At 58.9% G+C, this 15,775-nt stretch carries 20 protein-coding genes; 19 read left to right on the forward strand and 1 reads right to left on the reverse strand.

The window, feature by feature from the left end; all coding sequences use genetic code 11:
* Positions 1-447: 447 nt before the first annotated feature.
* The gene (locus BLU37_RS14685; protein ID WP_090205963.1) at positions 448-879 is read left to right on the forward strand and encodes an HIT domain-containing protein; all 432 of its coding nucleotides are present in this window, start codon (positions 448-450) and stop codon (positions 877-879) included.
* On the forward strand, positions 876-1,082 hold the full coding sequence (locus BLU37_RS14690; protein WP_010444261.1) for a SlyX family protein: 207 nt from the start codon (positions 876-878) through the stop codon (positions 1,080-1,082). Before BLU37_RS14685 ends, BLU37_RS14690 begins: the two co-directional genes overlap by 4 nt.
* An 84-nt stretch (positions 1,083-1,166) precedes the next feature.
* On the opposite strand, the gene BLU37_RS29675 is transcribed toward BLU37_RS14690, so the two are convergent.
* Positions 1,167-1,769: a cold-shock protein gene (locus BLU37_RS29675; RefSeq protein ID WP_090205966.1), complete on the reverse strand. Its 603-nt coding sequence runs from the start codon at positions 1,767-1,769 to the stop codon at positions 1,167-1,169.
* A 307-nt stretch (positions 1,770-2,076) separates the two neighbouring features.
* Between BLU37_RS29675 and BLU37_RS14700 the strand changes: the two genes are divergently transcribed.
* The 17 genes from BLU37_RS14700 to queC all read left to right on the forward strand — a co-directional run bounded on the left by BLU37_RS14700 (position 2,077) and on the right by queC (position 15,754).
* Positions 2,077-2,547 (forward strand): Dps family protein, encoded by a 471-nt coding sequence (locus tag BLU37_RS14700; RefSeq protein WP_010444259.1) that lies wholly within the window; start codon positions 2,077-2,079, stop codon positions 2,545-2,547.
* Positions 2,548-2,787: 240 nt separating this feature from the next.
* Positions 2,788-3,123: a ribbon-helix-helix domain-containing protein gene (locus BLU37_RS14705; RefSeq protein ID WP_010444258.1), complete on the forward strand. Its 336-nt coding sequence runs from the start codon at positions 2,788-2,790 to the stop codon at positions 3,121-3,123.
* A 180-nt stretch (positions 3,124-3,303) separates the two neighbouring features.
* The gene (locus BLU37_RS14710) at positions 3,304-3,525 is read left to right on the forward strand and encodes an FmdB family zinc ribbon protein (protein WP_010444257.1); all 222 of its coding nucleotides are present in this window, start codon (positions 3,304-3,306) and stop codon (positions 3,523-3,525) included.
* A 94-nt stretch (positions 3,526-3,619) separates the two neighbouring features.
* Positions 3,620-5,395, forward strand: a complete 1,776-nt coding sequence (aspS, locus tag BLU37_RS14715) for an aspartate--tRNA ligase (protein ID WP_019362042.1) — start codon at positions 3,620-3,622, stop codon at positions 5,393-5,395.
* 133 nt (positions 5,396-5,528) lie between these two features.
* Entirely contained in the window at positions 5,529-6,275 is a 747-nt protein-coding gene (locus BLU37_RS14720) for a YebC/PmpR family DNA-binding transcriptional regulator (protein WP_090205969.1), read from the forward strand.
* A gap of 150 nt (positions 6,276-6,425) precedes the next feature.
* Positions 6,426-6,950 carry a crossover junction endodeoxyribonuclease RuvC gene (gene ruvC / locus BLU37_RS14725; RefSeq protein WP_010444254.1) on the forward strand — a complete coding sequence of 175 codons (525 nt, stop codon included), beginning with the start codon at positions 6,426-6,428 and terminating at the stop codon, positions 6,948-6,950.
* 114 nt (positions 6,951-7,064) lie between these two features.
* On the forward strand, positions 7,065-7,679 hold the full coding sequence (gene ruvA / locus BLU37_RS14730; protein ID WP_019362041.1) for a Holliday junction branch migration protein RuvA: 615 nt from the start codon (positions 7,065-7,067) through the stop codon (positions 7,677-7,679).
* Positions 7,680-8,738, forward strand: a complete 1,059-nt coding sequence (gene ruvB, locus BLU37_RS14735; protein ID WP_010444252.1) for a Holliday junction branch migration DNA helicase RuvB — start codon at positions 7,680-7,682, stop codon at positions 8,736-8,738.
* A gap of 138 nt (positions 8,739-8,876) precedes the next feature.
* A complete protein-coding gene (gene ybgC, locus BLU37_RS14740) occupies positions 8,877-9,344 on the forward strand; it encodes a tol-pal system-associated acyl-CoA thioesterase (protein ID WP_010444251.1) in 468 nt (155 codons plus the stop codon).
* On the forward strand, positions 9,334-10,029 hold the full coding sequence (gene tolQ, locus BLU37_RS14745) for a protein TolQ (protein ID WP_010444250.1): 696 nt from the start codon (positions 9,334-9,336) through the stop codon (positions 10,027-10,029). Before ybgC ends, tolQ begins: the two co-directional genes overlap by 11 nt.
* Before the next feature lie 14 nt (positions 10,030-10,043).
* Positions 10,044-10,496, forward strand: a complete 453-nt coding sequence (tolR, locus tag BLU37_RS14750; RefSeq protein WP_010444249.1) for a protein TolR — start codon at positions 10,044-10,046, stop codon at positions 10,494-10,496.
* Positions 10,496-11,572 (forward strand): cell envelope integrity protein TolA, encoded by a 1,077-nt coding sequence (tolA, locus tag BLU37_RS14755; protein WP_090205973.1) that lies wholly within the window; start codon positions 10,496-10,498, stop codon positions 11,570-11,572. The genes tolR and tolA overlap by 1 nt, the downstream gene beginning before the upstream one ends.
* A gap of 47 nt (positions 11,573-11,619) precedes the next feature.
* The gene (gene tolB / locus BLU37_RS14760; protein ID WP_397428638.1) at positions 11,620-12,870 is read left to right on the forward strand and encodes a Tol-Pal system beta propeller repeat protein TolB; all 1,251 of its coding nucleotides are present in this window, start codon (positions 11,620-11,622) and stop codon (positions 12,868-12,870) included.
* 52 nt (positions 12,871-12,922) lie between these two features.
* On the forward strand, positions 12,923-13,420 hold the full coding sequence (pal, locus tag BLU37_RS14765; RefSeq protein WP_010444246.1) for a peptidoglycan-associated lipoprotein Pal: 498 nt from the start codon (positions 12,923-12,925) through the stop codon (positions 13,418-13,420).
* 6 nt (positions 13,421-13,426) lie between these two features.
* Positions 13,427-14,251 carry a tol-pal system protein YbgF gene (gene ybgF, locus BLU37_RS14770; protein WP_026007631.1) on the forward strand — a complete coding sequence of 275 codons (825 nt, stop codon included), beginning with the start codon at positions 13,427-13,429 and terminating at the stop codon, positions 14,249-14,251.
* 164 nt (positions 14,252-14,415) lie between these two features.
* Positions 14,416-15,063 (forward strand): 7-carboxy-7-deazaguanine synthase QueE, encoded by a 648-nt coding sequence (gene queE / locus BLU37_RS14775; RefSeq protein ID WP_090210946.1) that lies wholly within the window; start codon positions 14,416-14,418, stop codon positions 15,061-15,063.
* Between the two features lies 1 nt (position 15,064).
* The gene (gene queC, locus BLU37_RS14780) at positions 15,065-15,754 is read left to right on the forward strand and encodes a 7-cyano-7-deazaguanine synthase QueC (protein WP_090205976.1); all 690 of its coding nucleotides are present in this window, start codon (positions 15,065-15,067) and stop codon (positions 15,752-15,754) included.
* Positions 15,755-15,775: the final 21 nt, after the last annotated feature.

Consider the following 15,775-nt stretch of genomic DNA (forward strand, 5'->3'; position numbering starts at 1 on the left):
CCGGTTCACACCGTTTTCTGGGTAGCCGGTGGATAAAAGGTGCACCAAGAGTAGTCGCTCTGGGCGGTTTTGGTGCAAAACTGTCGGCTCGCTGTTGCGGCTCATACACTTGCCCTGAAAAACGTGCTTTCTGGTGACTGGCCTTACGAGGGCGGCATTGCCCATCAGGCAAGGTTTTCAGGAAAAGATGACGTTTTGATGATCCACAGGTGTTTTTTCCCATCGCCGAGTGAGAACGGTGCAGATCACGTCCGTAATGGTGCAAGGCGGGGCTGGGGGCTTTCGTCCGGACCAGGGGGCGCAGGTTTGGCGTGTTCATTTGCTGCTGTCTGCCGGTGTGCAGTGAACTGGAGGGCGAAGGCGGGTATCCTCCTGGTCTGTTCCGGGTGTGTGGGTTTTCGAACTGCCGGCCCGGACGAGAAAATCAGTCAAGCAGGAGTGTGTACGGTGTTCGTTCTCGATTCGCGTCTTCAACAAGACACTTTGCCGATGGGCGACTTTCCGTTGTGTCGCCTGCTGTTATCCAACGATTCGAACTACCCCTGGTTCATCCTGGTGCCACGGCGCGCCGGTATCAGCGAGGTCTTCGAACTGGATGCAGCGGATCAGGCGCAGTTGTGGCATGAGACCAGTAGCCTGGCCCACGCCCTCAAGCAGGCTTTCAAGGCGGACAAGATGAATGTCGCGACCTTGGGGAATGTGGTTGCCCAACTGCACATGCATGTGATTGCCCGTCATCAGGGCGATGCGGCCTGGCCTGCTCCTGTCTGGGGCAGGCATCCGGCCAAGCCTTATGGCGAGGCTGAGGTCGCCGTGATCCGTGCACAGTTGGGCGCGGTGTTGGCCGAAGGTTTTTCCTATGTGCAGGCCCAGTCATGAATCTTGAAGATCGTGTGACCGAGCTGGAAACCCGCCTGGCGTTTCAGGATGACACTATCCAGTCGTTGAACGACGTGCTGGTCGGGCAGCAACGGGTAGTGGAGCGTCTGCAATTGCAGATGGCCGCCTTGCTCAAACGTCATGAGGAAATGATGGGGCAATTCGGCATCGCCGAGGATGAAGCGCCGCCGCCGCACTACTGACACGGCGGACTGCTGCTGTGCAGGCATGAAAAAACCGCGAGCCGTATGACGGCATCGCGGTTTTTTTCGAGCGGGCAAAAATTGTCAGCGACGTGGCGATGCAGCAACCACGTCTTCGGCCTGCAGGCCCTTGTCCCGGTTCATCACCGAAAACTCCACACGCTGGCCTTCGACCAGTACGCGGTGGCCCTCGCCACGAATGGCGCGAAAGTGCACGAAAATATCATCGCCAGAATCGCGCGAGATAAAACCGAAGCCCTTGGAGGTGTTGAACCACTTCACGGTGCCGGTATCGCGGTTGCTCATGTCGTAGTTGTGCACAGCACTGGATGGCGAGGATTTATAGAAGCTGACCGCCAGATGCACAAGCACGGCGATCACCGCGGCTGCCAGGCTCAGCAGGACGGCAGGCTGGCCGGCGATCATTGACAGGGGGGCAAGCAGCACCAGGATCTGTAGAGCGACCGCGACGATCAGCAGGGCACTGACCAGGTTTTGCAGTTGGTGGCGAGGACCTTTGTTCCAGTAGGGAATCACTGGCGCGAGGATCAGGTTGAGCAAGCCGAAGAATGCCAGGTAAAGCGCATCGGGTTGTTGCAGGTAAGGCAGTGCTTCGGATCGCAGGCTAGGTATAAAGGAGAGCAGCAGGGCGACAGCGCCCGTTAGCAGATGGACGATTTTCAACATTTTGATTGACTCACTCAAGATTGATAGCAAGGAAGAGCTGGCAACCCACGGTTCGCTTCTGAGAAAAAAGTGAGGCGTTGGGCACGTGTGTCTACCAGCCTATGCGCCGCGCCAATATTCGTCGCGACGACACGCCCTCTATTTAACAGCAAAGCCGGGACCTTCTCAAATCAACGGCTTGAGCGGTATCGGCGGGTTTCGGCGAGGGCTCTGGGACGGGGTGCCCGATGCTGCATGTGGCGACGAGTCTTGCTAGAGTGGTCCTACACCTTCCGGGTGCGACTTCAATCATGTCAAGGGGATGTATATGGCTATTGATATCGGTATCAGCGAAGCAGACCGCAAGTCCATCGTCGAAGGACTTTCCCGTCTGTTGTCGGATACCTATGTGCTTTACCTGAAGACCCACAACTTCCACTGGAACGTCAGTGGCCCGATGTTTCGGACGCTGCACTTGATGTTTGAAGAGCAGTACAACGAGCTGGCGCTGGCCGTGGACCTGATTGCCGAACGCATCAGGGCACTTGGCTTTCCGGCTCCGGGTACCTATTCGACCTATGCCCGTCTGTCTTCCATCAAGGAAGAAGAGGGTGTGCCGAGTGCCGAGGAAATGATCCGGCAACTGGTGCAGGGACAGGAGGCGGTCACGCGTACCGCGCGTGGAATATTTCCGTTGCTGGACAAGGTCAGTGATGAGCCGACCGCCGACCTGCTGACCCAGCGCATGCAGGTTCATGAAAAAACTGCCTGGATGCTGCGGGCCTTGCTGGAAGAGTGATGGAGCGCGTACGGGTGAGCCGCAGGCTCATTCGTGCGATTCCCCGTGCTGCGTGCTCGTGACACGCGGCAGTAGTGGTTCTTGCTACGTTGCGCCGACGTTCCGCGTTTTCTCGTCGCTTCATCCTACGCAGGCCATGGTCCGGTCTGCTGGATAAGGAATTTTGCTTACGGTTTTATGTAAGCGAGATTTTCCAAGAGCGCCTTATTCAAGGGCGTACAGCGACGGAGTGCGAGGAAGATGGTGCAGTTGAATCAATGTTTGGGCGAGTCCGGTCTATTTCGCAAGGCCAGGACCGAGCCGATGTTGCTGGAGTTTGATATCGGCTTGGCCAAGCCGGTTTCGCGGTCTGTTCGTCTGAACGGATTTGCAACCTGCTTGCGCCTTGAAGAGGTGTACTGGAAAGTGTTGGCCGATATGGCCGGTATCAACCAGTGCACCGTCAATGCGTTGTTGTCCAATGTCGATATGGAGGTGCATCTGCGTTACGGAGGGGTGAAGAACTTCAGTGGTCTCATTCGTGTCGTCTGCATGGTGCATCTTCTGACGTTGGGTGGTTTGCGGCATTCGACCTGAATGCGCGCTGCGCGGGCCGCCAGTCGCGGGTCGTTGCGGGCCAGGCGACTGAAGGGAGCGCGATGACCGGTCTACGGCTGCAAAGCCTCGATTTAACAGATATAATCCCGCTCTTTGCTGCATGGCCCGACTCTGGGCTCGGGCAGCAGTGATGTCGTTATCTGATTGTCGAGACGCCCCATGCCCATGTACGACTACCAATGCGCTTCCTGCGGTCATCAATTGGAAGCCATTCAGAAAATCAGCGCCGCCCCTCTGGTCGATTGTCCTGCCTGCCAGGCGCCAGAGCTGAAAAAGATGCTGTCGATGCCAGGCTTCCGCCTCAGCGGTACCGGCTGGTACGAAACCGATTTCAAGACCGGCGCCAAGAAAAACCTGGCCGGTGGCGACAAAGCCGACTGAAAATGAGCGACACGAGCGGGCTCCTGCACGCCAAAGGCACTGCGGTGTGCTAGACCTCCACCGAATTCGAATTACGAGAAGTGAAACCACGACCATGATGCGCAGCCATTATTGCGGCCAACTGAACGAGAGCCTGGAAGGCCAGGAAGTCACCCTTTGCGGATGGGTCCACCGTCGTCGCGACCATGGCGGGGTGATTTTCCTCGATATCCGTGATCGCGAAGGCCTGGCCCAGGTGGTTTTCGACCCGGATCGCGCCGACACCTTCGCTGCTGCCGATCGTGTGCGCAGCGAGTACGTGGTGAAGATCACCGGTAAGGTACGCCTGCGTCCGGCCGGTGCCGGCAATGCCAACATGGCATCCGGCGCCATCGAAGTGCTCGGTTATGAGCTGGAAGTGCTGAACGAAGCGGAAACCCCGCCGTTCCCGCTCAACGAATACTCCGACGTCGGCGAGGAAACCCGCCTGCGCTATCGTTTCATCGATCTGCGCCGCCCGGAAATGGCCGAGAAGCTGCGCCTGCGCTCGCGCATGACCACCAGCATTCGTCGCTATCTGGACGAGAACGGCTTCCTCGATGTCGAGACGCCGATCCTGACCCGTGCGACCCCGGAAGGCGCCCGCGATTACCTGGTGCCGAGCCGCACCCACGCCGGCAGCTTCTTCGCCCTGCCGCAATCGCCGCAACTGTTCAAGCAACTGCTGATGGTGGCCGGTTTCGACCGTTACTACCAGATCGCCAAGTGCTTCCGCGACGAAGACCTGCGTGCCGACCGCCAGCCTGAGTTCACCCAGATCGACATCGAGACCAGCTTCCTCGATGAAAAAGACATCATGGGCCTGACCGAAGGCATGATCCGCAACCTGTTCAAGGAAGTGCTGGATCTGGAATTCGGCGAATTCCCGCACATGACCTTCGAAGAGGCGATGCGTCGCTACGGTTCGGACAAACCTGACCTGCGTATCCCGCTGGAACTGGTTGACGTTGCCGACCAACTCAAGGAAGTCGAATTCAAGGTGTTCAGCGGCCCGGCCAACGACCCGAAATGCCGTATCGCCGCATTGCGCGTTCCTGGCGGGGCGAGCATGCCGCGCAAGCAGATCGACGACTACACCAAGTTCGTCGGCATCTACGGTGCCAAGGGCCTGGCGTACATCAAGGTCAACGAGCGCGCGGCCGGTGTTGACGGTCTGCAATCGCCGATCGTCAAGAATATCCCTGAAGCCAACCTGAACGTGATCCTCGATCGCGTCGGTGCGGTCGATGGCGACATCGTGTTCTTTGGTGCCGACAAGGCCAAGATCGTCAGCGAAGCTCTGGGTGCGCTGCGCATCAAGCTCGGTCACGACCTGAACCTGCTGACCTGCGAGTGGGCGCCTATGTGGGTCGTCGACTTCCCGATGTTCGAAGAGAACGACGACGGCAGCTTCAGCGCGCTGCACCACCCGTTCACCGCACCCAAGTGCACGCCTGAAGAGCTGGAGGCCAACCCGGCCACTGCCCTGTCGCGTGCCTACGACATGGTGCTGAACGGCACCGAGCTGGGTGGTGGTTCGATCCGTATCCACCGCAAGGAAATGCAACAGGCTGTGTTCCGTCTGCTGGGCATCAACGAGGCGGAACAGGAAGAGAAGTTCGGCTTCCTGCTTGACGCCCTGAAGTACGGTGCTCCACCCCATGGTGGCCTGGCCTTCGGTCTGGATCGCCTGGTGATGCTGATGACCGGCGCCCAGTCGATCCGTGAAGTGATCGCCTTCCCGAAAACCCAGAGTGCGGCCTGTGTCATGACCCAGGCGCCAGGTCTGGTGGACGCCAAGGCACTGCGCGAATTGCATATCCGTCTGCGCGAAACACCCAAAGCCGAGTAACTCGGTTCTGGTGGGCGCATCCTCGGATGCGCCCTTTCTTTTATACGGTTCGAAATTTCTGTTTGCCGGTCGGCGCCGACGGCGCGGCGGGCAATGTTTTACGGCAATATTTCAAAGAGCATCGGAGCGAGTTATGGCGGGTCATTCCAAGTGGGCGAACATCAAGCACCGCAAAGAACGTCAGGATGCCAAGAAGGGCAAGATCTTCACCAAGTGGATTCGTGAACTGACCGTCGCCGCCCGCCAGGGTGGTGGAGATCCGGGTTCCAACCCGCGCCTGCGTCTGGCATTGGACAAGGCCCTGGGGGCCAACATGAGCCGCGATATCATTGATCGCGCGGTGGCCCGGGGTGCCGGCAACGCCGACACCGACGATATGGTCGAACTGAGCTACGAGGGCTACGGTCCGGGCGGCGTCGCCGTGATGGTCGAGTGCATGACCGACAACCGCAACCGTACCGCTGCTGCTGTGCGTCATGCCTTCAGCAAGTGTGGCGGCAACCTCGGTACCGATGGTTCGGTGGCCTATCTCTTCGAGCGCAAGGGGCAGATTTCCTTTGCGCCAGGCATCGATGAGGATTTACTCATGGAAGCGGCGATGGAAGCCGATGCCGACGACGTGGTGACCAACGAAGACGGCTCCATCGATGTCTTCACCTCGTTCGCCGGTTTCTATGCCGTGCGTAACGCCCTGGAAGCCTCAGGCTTCAAGGCCGGTGATGCGGAAATCGTCATGCTGCCGACCACCAGTGCCGAACTCGATCTCGATGGGGCGGAAAAAGTCCTGAAACTGATCGATATGCTCGAAGACCTGGACGATGTACAAAACGTCTATTCCAACGCCGATATCCCTCAGGCAGTGCTGGAACAGCTCGGCTGAGCGACGCAAGCCCCTGGGCTACAGGGGCTTCACTCGCGCTGATGGCGGGTTGAGCTAATATCCTCCTGGCAGCACTCTATCGACCTGCATGCATATACAGTGGATACTGCGCGCCATTGGCAGGCTTTCTCCGATCAAACCGCAGGCGTTATGACTCTTATTCTTGGTATCGACCCAGGTTCGCGGATCACCGGTTACGGCGTGGTGCGTGATACCGGGCGTGGTTGCGTCTATGTGGCATCGGGCTGTATCCGGACCGGCAGTGGCGAGCTGCATGAGCGTTTGCAGGTGGTCTACCGCAGTGTGCGTGAGGTGATTCAGACCTACGGCCCGGTGACGATGGGGATCGAAAAGGTGTTCATGGCGAAGAACGCCGATTCGGCGCTCAAGCTCGGTCAGGCCCGGGGCGCGGCGATTGTCGCCGGTGCCGAGGAAAACCTGGAAATCGCCGAATACACCGCGACGCAGGTCAAGCAAGCGGTTGCCGGTACCGGCGGGGCGAACAAGGAGCAGGTGATGATGATGGTGATGCATCTGCTCAAATTGACCGCCAAGCCCCAGGTCGATGCCTCCGATGCCCTGGCGATTGCCCTGTGTCATGCTCACACGCGCTCCAGCCTTTTGCCCCACGGATTGGGGGCGGCAAGGACGCGTGGCGGCCGCTTGCGCCTCTGATAGCATCATCAGCTTAAACAATTTTGCTTGCCGATAGAGCCTCTTGCCGGATGATGGCGGGTCTATCGTTCTGTTCATCAGCCATCGGCCTGGCCGAAAATAAGGACCTGATACGTGATTGGACGCTTGCGCGGCACTCTGGCTGAAAAACAGCCGCCGCACCTTATCCTTGATGTGAATGGCCTGGGTTACGAGGTGGAGGTCCCCATGACCACTCTCTACCGTCTGCCGTCGGTCGGTGAACCGCTGACGCTGCACACACATTTGGTCGTGCGCGAGGATGCCCAGTTACTCTATGGGTTTGTCGGTCGGCGTGAGCGTGACTTCTTCCGCGAGCTGATCCGGCTCAATGGCGTTGGGCCCAAGCTGGCGCTGGCGTTGATGTCCAGCCTGGAAGTCGATGAACTGGTGCGTTGCGTGTCGGCCCAGGATACCTCGGCGCTGGTAAAGGTTCCGGGCGTGGGCAAGAAGACCGCCGAGCGTCTGCTGGTCGAACTCAAGGACCGTTTCAAGGCCTGGGAAACTGTGCCGAGCATGTTCGCGCTGGTGCCGAACCAGCCCGACGGGGTCGCGCCAGTGCTGGTTGCCAGTGCCGAGACCGATGCGGTCAGTGCGCTGATTTCCCTGGGTTACAAGCCGCAGGAAGCGAGCAAGGCGGTTTCGGCCATCAAGGAAAAAGGCTTGAGCAGCGAAGAGATGATTCGTCGTGCCCTGAGGGGAATGATTTAAGTGATTGAAGCCGATCGTTTGATAACCGCTTCCAGCGGACGCGACCGTGAGGAGGTTCAGGACCGGGCGATTCGTCCGCTGAGCCTGGCCGAGTACATCGGCCAGCCCTCGGTCAGGGAGCAGATGGAGCTGTTCATCCAGGCCGCGCGGGGGCGTAGCGAGTCCCTGGACCATACGCTGATCTTCGGCCCACCCGGGCTGGGCAAGACGACTCTGGCCAACATCATCGCCCAGGAAATGGGCGTGTCGATCAAGAGCACCTCCGGCCCGGTGCTGGAACGGGCGGGTGACCTGGCAGCGTTGCTGACCAACCTCGAACCCCATGACGTGCTGTTCATCGACGAAATTCATCGTCTGTCGCCCGTCGTCGAGGAAGTCCTGTATCCGGCCATGGAAGACTTCCAGCTCGACATCATGATCGGTGAAGGTCCTGCGGCGCGCTCGATCAAGCTGGATCTGCCGCCGTTCACCCTGGTGGGCGCGACCACCCGAGCAGGCATGTTGACCAACCCGTTGCGTGACCGCTTCGGTATCGTCCAGCGTCTTGAGTTCTATAACACGGCTGACCTGGCGACGATCGTCAGTCGTTCGGCGGGCATTCTCGGCCTGCCGCTGGATGCCGACGGTGCCTTCGAGATTGCCCGGCGTGCGCGCGGTACCCCGCGAATCGCCAACCGCCTGTTGCGGCGTGTGCGCGATTTTGCCGAGGTACGGGCCAAGGGGCATATCACCAAGGCTGTGGCGGACCTGGCGTTGAACCTGCTGGATGTCGATGAGCACGGCTTCGATCACCAGGACCGGCGCCTGTTGCTGACCATGATCGAGAAGTTCGATGGTGGCCCGGTTGGGGTCGACAGCCTGGCCGCGGCGATTGGTGAGGAACGTCATACGATCGAGGATGTGCTGGAACCGTACCTGATTCAGCAGGGTTACATCATGCGTACACCGCGTGGCCGGGTCGTGACCCGGCATGCGTACCTGCATTTCGGTTTGAATGTGCCGTCACGATTGGGCGAGACGCCTGTTGCAGACGAGTTTCTCGATGGGTTGGACGGTTGAGTGGGCGGCGGCAAGTGATTTATTCGTGGTTCGTGCTGTCCTAGAGGCTGGCGCCACAATTCTTCATGTAAAAAGTCGCATAAGTATGAAAAACAGTTGCCTGGCCGGATTGGCAACCTGAGGAGTAAGCACTAGAGTATGCGCGCGCAAAACGGGGTTCAGTCGTTCGCACATCGCTGTCGCGTTTATTACGAGGACACCGATGCCGGCGGCATCGTGTATTACGTCAATTACCTAAAGTTCATGGAGCGGGCTCGTACCGAGCGGCTACGGGCGTTGGGCTTTGCCCAGTCCGAGTTGGTGGGGGAGAACCTGTTGTTCGTCGTGCATTCCAGCGAAGCGCGTTATCACGTGCCGGCGCGACTGGACGACGAACTGCTGGTCAGCGCGGATGTCATTGAGTTGAACCGTGCGAGTCTGCGCTTCAGGCAGCAGGTACGGCGCGCAACGGATTTAACGCTGCTCTGTGAAGGGCAGTTCCTGGTGGCCTGTGTGCGCGCCGACAGTTTGAAACCCCGGGCCATTCCAGAAGCCTTGCGATCGGCCTTTGCCGACGCAAGCGGCGCGGGTACTCACTTAGAGCAGGAGATAAAGCGTGGAAGCTAACGTCGTCGACCATTCCTCCATGTGGAGTTTGGTCAGCAATGCCAGCATCGTGGTGCAATTGGTCATGCTGATTCTGGTGGCTGCTTCAGTCACCTCGTGGATCATGATTTTTCAGCGCAGCAATCTGCTGCGAGCCGGTCGTCGTGCCCTGGAGAGCTTTGAAGAGCGCTTCTGGTCGGGGATCGACCTGTCCAAGCTGTACCGTCAGGCCGGCAGCAATCCGGACCCGGACTCGGGTGTCGAGCAGATCTTCCGTGCCGGCTTCAAGGAGTTTTCCCGTCTGCGCCAGCAACCGGGCGTTGATCCCGAGGCGGTCATGGAGGGGGTTTCCCGTGCAATGCGCGTGGCGATTTCCCGTGAAGAGGAAAAACTTGAGCAGAGCCTGCCGTTTCTTGCAACCGTCGGTTCCGTCAGCCCATACGTCGGTCTGTTCGGTACCGTGTGGGGGATCATGAACTCCTTCCGTGGTCTGGCCACGGCGCAGCAGGCGACCCTCGCCACCGTCGCTCCGGGTATCTCCGAAGCCCTGGTCGCCACGGCGATCGGTCTGTTCGCCGCGATCCCGGCGGTTGTTGCCTACAACCGCTTCGCGGCCCGCGGTGAAAACCTGATTGGTCGTTACTACACCTTCGCCGACGAGTTCCAGGCGATCCTGCACCGTAAAGTGCACACCAGCGAAGAGTGAGCAGGTAGACCCCCATGGCCCGAGTTCGCCACAAACGCAAGCCGGTCGCCGAGATGAACGTGGTGCCCTACATCGACGTGATGCTGGTACTGCTGGTTATCTTCATGGTGACCGCACCGATGCTCAACCAGGGTGTGAAGGTCGATCTGCCCAAGGTTTCCAGTGAAGCCTTGCCGCAGGACAACAACACCCAGGTCCTGACCATTTCGATCAAGGCTGACAAGACCTACTACTGGAACCTTGGCAGCGAAGTCGACACCGACAAGCAGCAGGACAAGGCGATGACCTTGCCGCAGATGACCGATGCCGTCACCAAGATCATTCGTGCTGGCAACGAAGCCGGCAAGCACACTCAGGTCTTCATTCGTGGCGACAAGAGTGTCGACTATGGCGCCGTCATGGGTGCCATGGGTGGTCTGCAGAAAGCCGGTGTCGGTAATGTCGGCTTGATTACCGAGGCGCCCTGATGCACCAACAGAGAGAGCCGTCCGCCTCGGAAAGCTACTTCTGGCCTACCGTCTGGGCGATTGGTCTGCACGTCCTGATTTTTGGCATGCTGTTCGTCAGTTTTGCCATGACTCCGGAATTGCCCCCGGCCAAGCCGATCGTTCAGGCGACCCTGTACCAGCTGAAATCGAAAAGTCAGGCAACCACCCAGACCAATCAGAAGATTGCGGGTGAGGCGAAGAAATCCGCCGCGCGTCAGACCGAAGTCGAGCAGATGGAACAGAAGAAGGTCGAGCAGGAAGAGATAAAAGCGGCGGAACAAAAGAAAGAAGATTCGGCTCAAAAGGCCGAAGAAGCGAAAAAGGCTGACGAAGCCAAGAAAGCGGACGAGGCGAAAAAGGCTGATGAAGCCAAGAAAGCCGATGACGCGAAGAAGGCTGCTGAAGCGAAGAAGGCCGAAGAGAAAAAATTGGCTGATATAGCCAAGAAGAAGTCCGAGGAAGAAGCCAGGGAAGCCGCTGAGGAAGAGGCCAAGAAAAAGGCCGCTGAAGAAGCGAAGAAAAAGATCGTCGAGGACGCGAAGAAGAAAGCAGCGGAAGACGCGAAGAAGAAAGCTGACGCTGAAGAGGCGAAGAAGAAGATCGCCGAAGACGCGAAGAAGAAAGCAGCAGCCGATGCGGCCAAGAAGAAGCAGGACGCCGCACGTAAATCGGCTGAAGAGAAGAAGGCGCAAGCCCTGGCCGACTTGCTTTCCGACACGCCGCAGCGCCAGCAGGCCCTGGCGGATGAGCAGGGTGATGAAACTGCGGGCAGTTTCGATGATCTGATTCGCGCACGAGCAGCGGAAGGCTGGGCTCGTCCACCTTCGGCGCGTAAAGGTATGACGGTGGTGCTGCAGATCGGCATGTTGCCGGACGGTACCGTGACTACGGTCTCGGTGGCCAAGTCCAGCGGCGACGGTCCGTTTGACGCATCGGCGGTAGCGGCGGTCAAGAATATTGGTCGTCTGACAGAAATGCAGGGAATGAAACCGAGCGACTTTGCTCCTTATCGTTCGTTCAAGATGACATTTACACCTGAGGATCTAGCCTTGTGAGAAACCTTCTTCGAGGAATGCTTGTCCTGATCTGCTGCCTGGCAGGGATGGCAGTGGCAGATGAAAAGAACATTCTGGTCACCAGCGGCAGCGATCGGGCTACCCCGATCGCCGTCGTACCGTTCGGTTGGCAGGGCGGCAGCGTCCTGCCCGACGACATGGCCCAGATCATTGGTGACGACCTGCGTAACTCCGGTTACTACTCGCCGATCCCCAAGCAGAACATGATCAGCCTGCCAACGCAGGGCAGCGAAGTCATCTACCGTGACTGGAAGGCCCTGGGTGCGCAGTACATCATGGTCGGCAGTATCACGCCTGCCGGCGGTCGCCTTCAGGTGCAGTACGGGCTGTTCAACGTTGCCACCGAGCAGCAGGTGCTGACCGGCAGCGTGTCGGGCACCGTCGAGCAACTGCGTGACATGGCGCACTACATCTCCGACCAGTCGTTCGAAAAACTCACCGGCATCAAGGGCGCGTTCTCGACCCGTATGCTGTACGTGACGGCCGAACGCTTTTCGGTGAACAACACGCGCTACACCTTGCAGCGTTCCGACTATGACGGTGCGCGTGCAGTGACCCTGCTGCAGTCGCGTGAGCCGATCCTGTCGCCGCGTTTCGCGCCGGATGGCAAGCGTATCGCCTATGTCTCGTTCGAGCAGAAGCGTCCACGCATCTTCATCCAGCACATCGACACCGGTCGCCGTGAGCAGTTGACCAACTTCGAAGGCCTGAACGGCGCTCCGGCCTGGTCGCCGGACGGTAACCGCCTGGCGTTTGTGCTGTCCAAGGACGGCAACCCGGATATCTACGTGATGAATCTGGCTTCGCGTCAGATCAGCCGAGTGACCAGCGGCCAGGGCATCAACACCGAACCGTTCTGGGGCAAGGATGGCTCGACCATCTACTTCACCTCCGACCGTGGTGGCAAGCCGCAGATCTACAAGACCAACGTTAATGGTGGTGGCGCCGAGCGTGTGACCTTCATTGGTAACTACAACGCTGCCCCGAAACTGTCGGCTGACGAAAAAACCCTGGTGATGATTCATCGTCAGGACGGTTTCACCAATTTCCGGGTGGCGGCGCAGGATTTGCAGCGCGGTAGCGTAAAAATCCTTACAGACACCAACCTTGATGAGTCAGCTACTGTTGCGCCCAACGGCACCATGGTAATCTACGCCACCGCCCAGCAGGGCCGGGGAGTCTTGATGCTCGTGTCCATCAACGGACGCGTAAGGCTCCCGCTTCCTACCGCACAAGGCGAAGTCAGAGAACCTTCCTGGTCCCCTTACCTGAACTGACGCGGCGCTATACGTTTTACTTAACACACTGGGGTTCATTAGGAGTTTCACGATGGAAATGCTGAAGTTTGGTAAATTTGCTGCGCTGGCTCTGGCCATGGCTGTAGCTGTAGGTTGCTCGTCCAAAGGCGGCGACAACGCAGGTCAAGGCGCTGTTGATCCTAACGCTGGCTACGGTGCAAACACCGGTGCCGTTGACGGTTCCCTGAGCGAAGAAGCTGCTCTGCGCGCAATCACCACCTTCTACTTCGAATACGACAGCTCGGACCTGAAGCCAGAAGCCATGCGCGCTCTGGACGTTCACGCCAAGGACCTGAAAGCCAACGGCAACCGCGTTGTTCTGGAAGGCAACACCGACGAACGTGGTACTCGTGAGTACAACATGGCACTGGGCGAGCGTCGTGCGAAAGCCGTTCAGCGCTACCTGGTTCTGCAAGGTGTTTCCCCAGCTCAACTGGAGCTGGTTTCCTACGGTAAAGAGCGTCCAGTTGCTACTGGCCACGACGAGCAGTCCTGGGCTCAAAACCGTCGCGTCGAACTGCGTAAGTAATTCGTCATGCGAACGTGCCGTCGTGCTGTAACTGTATTGGCTCTCAGCTTCATGCCGCTTGCGGCATGGGCTGCGGTTCCTGTGGTCGATGACAACTCCGGCTATAACAATAGCGGTGGAAGTTATCCGCCCGCGGGTTACGGTACGAACGGCGCCTATGCCGGGTCAGGGGCTTCGGCTCCTGTCTCGGCACAGGGCGAGCTGTTCAACCAATTGCAACGCATGCAAGATCAGATTGCGCAGCAACAGGGCGTGATCGAAGTTCTGCAAAATGATGTAGCGCGCATGAAGCAGGAAAACCTGGAGCGATACCAGGATCTTGACCGGCGCATAGGCAGTGGTGGCGCTCCGGCGGCTGCGGCTCCTGATAATTCTTCCAGCGGTGGCAACACGAATGCCGCCGCCGGTGCAGCACCCGCTGCCCAGGCCCCTGCGGCCAGCAGCGAACCTGGCGATCCGGCGAAGGAAAAGCTCTATTACGATGCTGCCTTCGACCTGATCAAAGCCAAGGATTTCGATAAGGCCAGCCAGGCGTTCGGCGCCTTTCTGCGCAAATACCCGAACAGTCAGTACGCCGGCAACGCCCAGTACTGGCTGGGCGAGGTGAACCTGGCCAAGGGTGACCTGCAAGGTGCCGGCCAGGCCTTTGCGAAGGTCAGCCAGTTGTATCCCAAGCATGCCAAGGTGCCTGATTCGCTGTACAAGCTGGCTGACGTAGAGCGTCGCCTGGGTCACACCGACAAGGTCAAGGGTATTCTGCAGCAGGTGGTTTCCCAATACCCGGGGACCTCGGCAGCCCAATTGGCTCAACGGGACCTGCAGCGCATGTAAGGCGTCGTCGGCTCGATTCAAGAAACCCGCGCTTGTCGCGGGTTTCTTCGTTAGAATAGTTGCCCTTTTTATGAAACACGCCGTTCTGGACTGTGCGATTGCAGGTTCATGGCGGTGCCTGACGGAGGCGGACAGCCTGTTTAGCTGTTACGCCCGTGGCGGATATGCAAGACACATTGAGAATTACCGAAGTTTTTTACTCGTTACAGGGTGAAACGCGGACTGCTGGGCTGCCCACGGTTTTCGTGCGCCTGACCGGTTGCCCGCTGCGCTGCCAGTATTGCGACAGCGCCTACGCCTTCAGCGGCGGTAGCCTCCTGTCGCTGGACGACATTCTTGACCAGGTGGCCGGTTACCGCCCACGTTACGTTTGCGTAACGGGTGGCGAGCCGCTGGCCCAGCCCAACGTCATTCCACTGCTCAAGCAGCTCTGTGATGCCGGTTATGAAGTGTCCCTGGAGACCAGTGGGTCAATGGATATTTCGGCGGTGGACACTCGCGTCAGTCGGGTCGTTGACTTGAAGACTCCCGGCTCGAAAGAAGTCCACCGCAATCGCTACGAGAACATCGAGCAACTGACCCGCAACGATCAGGTCAAGTTTGTTATCTGTTCCCGCGAGGACTATGACTGGTCGGTGTCCAAGCTGATTCAGTACGGTCTGGAAAAGCGCGCAGGGGAAGTGTTGTTCTCGCCGAGCCACCACGACCTGCCGGCCCGCGAGCTGGCGGACTGGATCGTTGCGGACAACCTGCCGGTGCGCTTGCAGATGCAATTGCACAAATATCTTTGGAATGACGAGCCGGGGCGCTGATATGACCACACAAGCCAATATTGAAAAGAAAGCGGTAATCCTGTTGTCCGGCGGTCTCGATTCGGCAACCGTGGTGGCCATGGCGCGGGCTCAGGGCTACAGCTGCTACACCATGAGCTTTGACTATGGCCAGCGCCACCGTGCCGAGTTGCAGGCTGCCGAGCGGGTGGCGCGGGATCTGGGTGCGATCGAGCACAAGGTCATCGGCCTGAACCTGAATGGCATTGGCGGTTCGGCCCTGACCGACAGCTCCATCGACGTACCCGAAGCCCCGAGCGAGGGCATTCCGGTCACCTACGTGCCAGCGCGCAACACGGTGTTCTTGTCCCTGGCGCTGGGCTGGGCTGAAGTGCTGGGTGCGCAGGACATTTTCATCGGGGTGAATGCGGTGGACTACTCCGGCTACCCGGATTGCCGTCCTGAGTTCGTCGAGGCCTTCGAAACCCTGGCTAACCTTGCGACCAAGGCCGGAGTCGAGGGCGAAGGTTTCCGTATCCAGGCACCCCTGCAGAACCTGAGCAAAGCCGATATCGTGCGCGAAGGCGTGCGCCTGGGAGTCGACTATTCGCTGACCGTATCCTGCTATCAAGCGGATGCTAATGGCTTTGCATGTGGGAAATGTGACAGCTGCCGCCTGCGTGCGGAAGGCTTCAATGTGGCCGGAATTGACGATCCAACGCATTATTTTTGATTTTTTTGCTGTAGGGTGTTG

It is taken from the genome of Pseudomonas asplenii, from assembly GCF_900105475.1.
Taxonomy (GTDB): domain Bacteria; phylum Pseudomonadota; class Gammaproteobacteria; order Pseudomonadales; family Pseudomonadaceae; genus Aquipseudomonas; species Aquipseudomonas asplenii.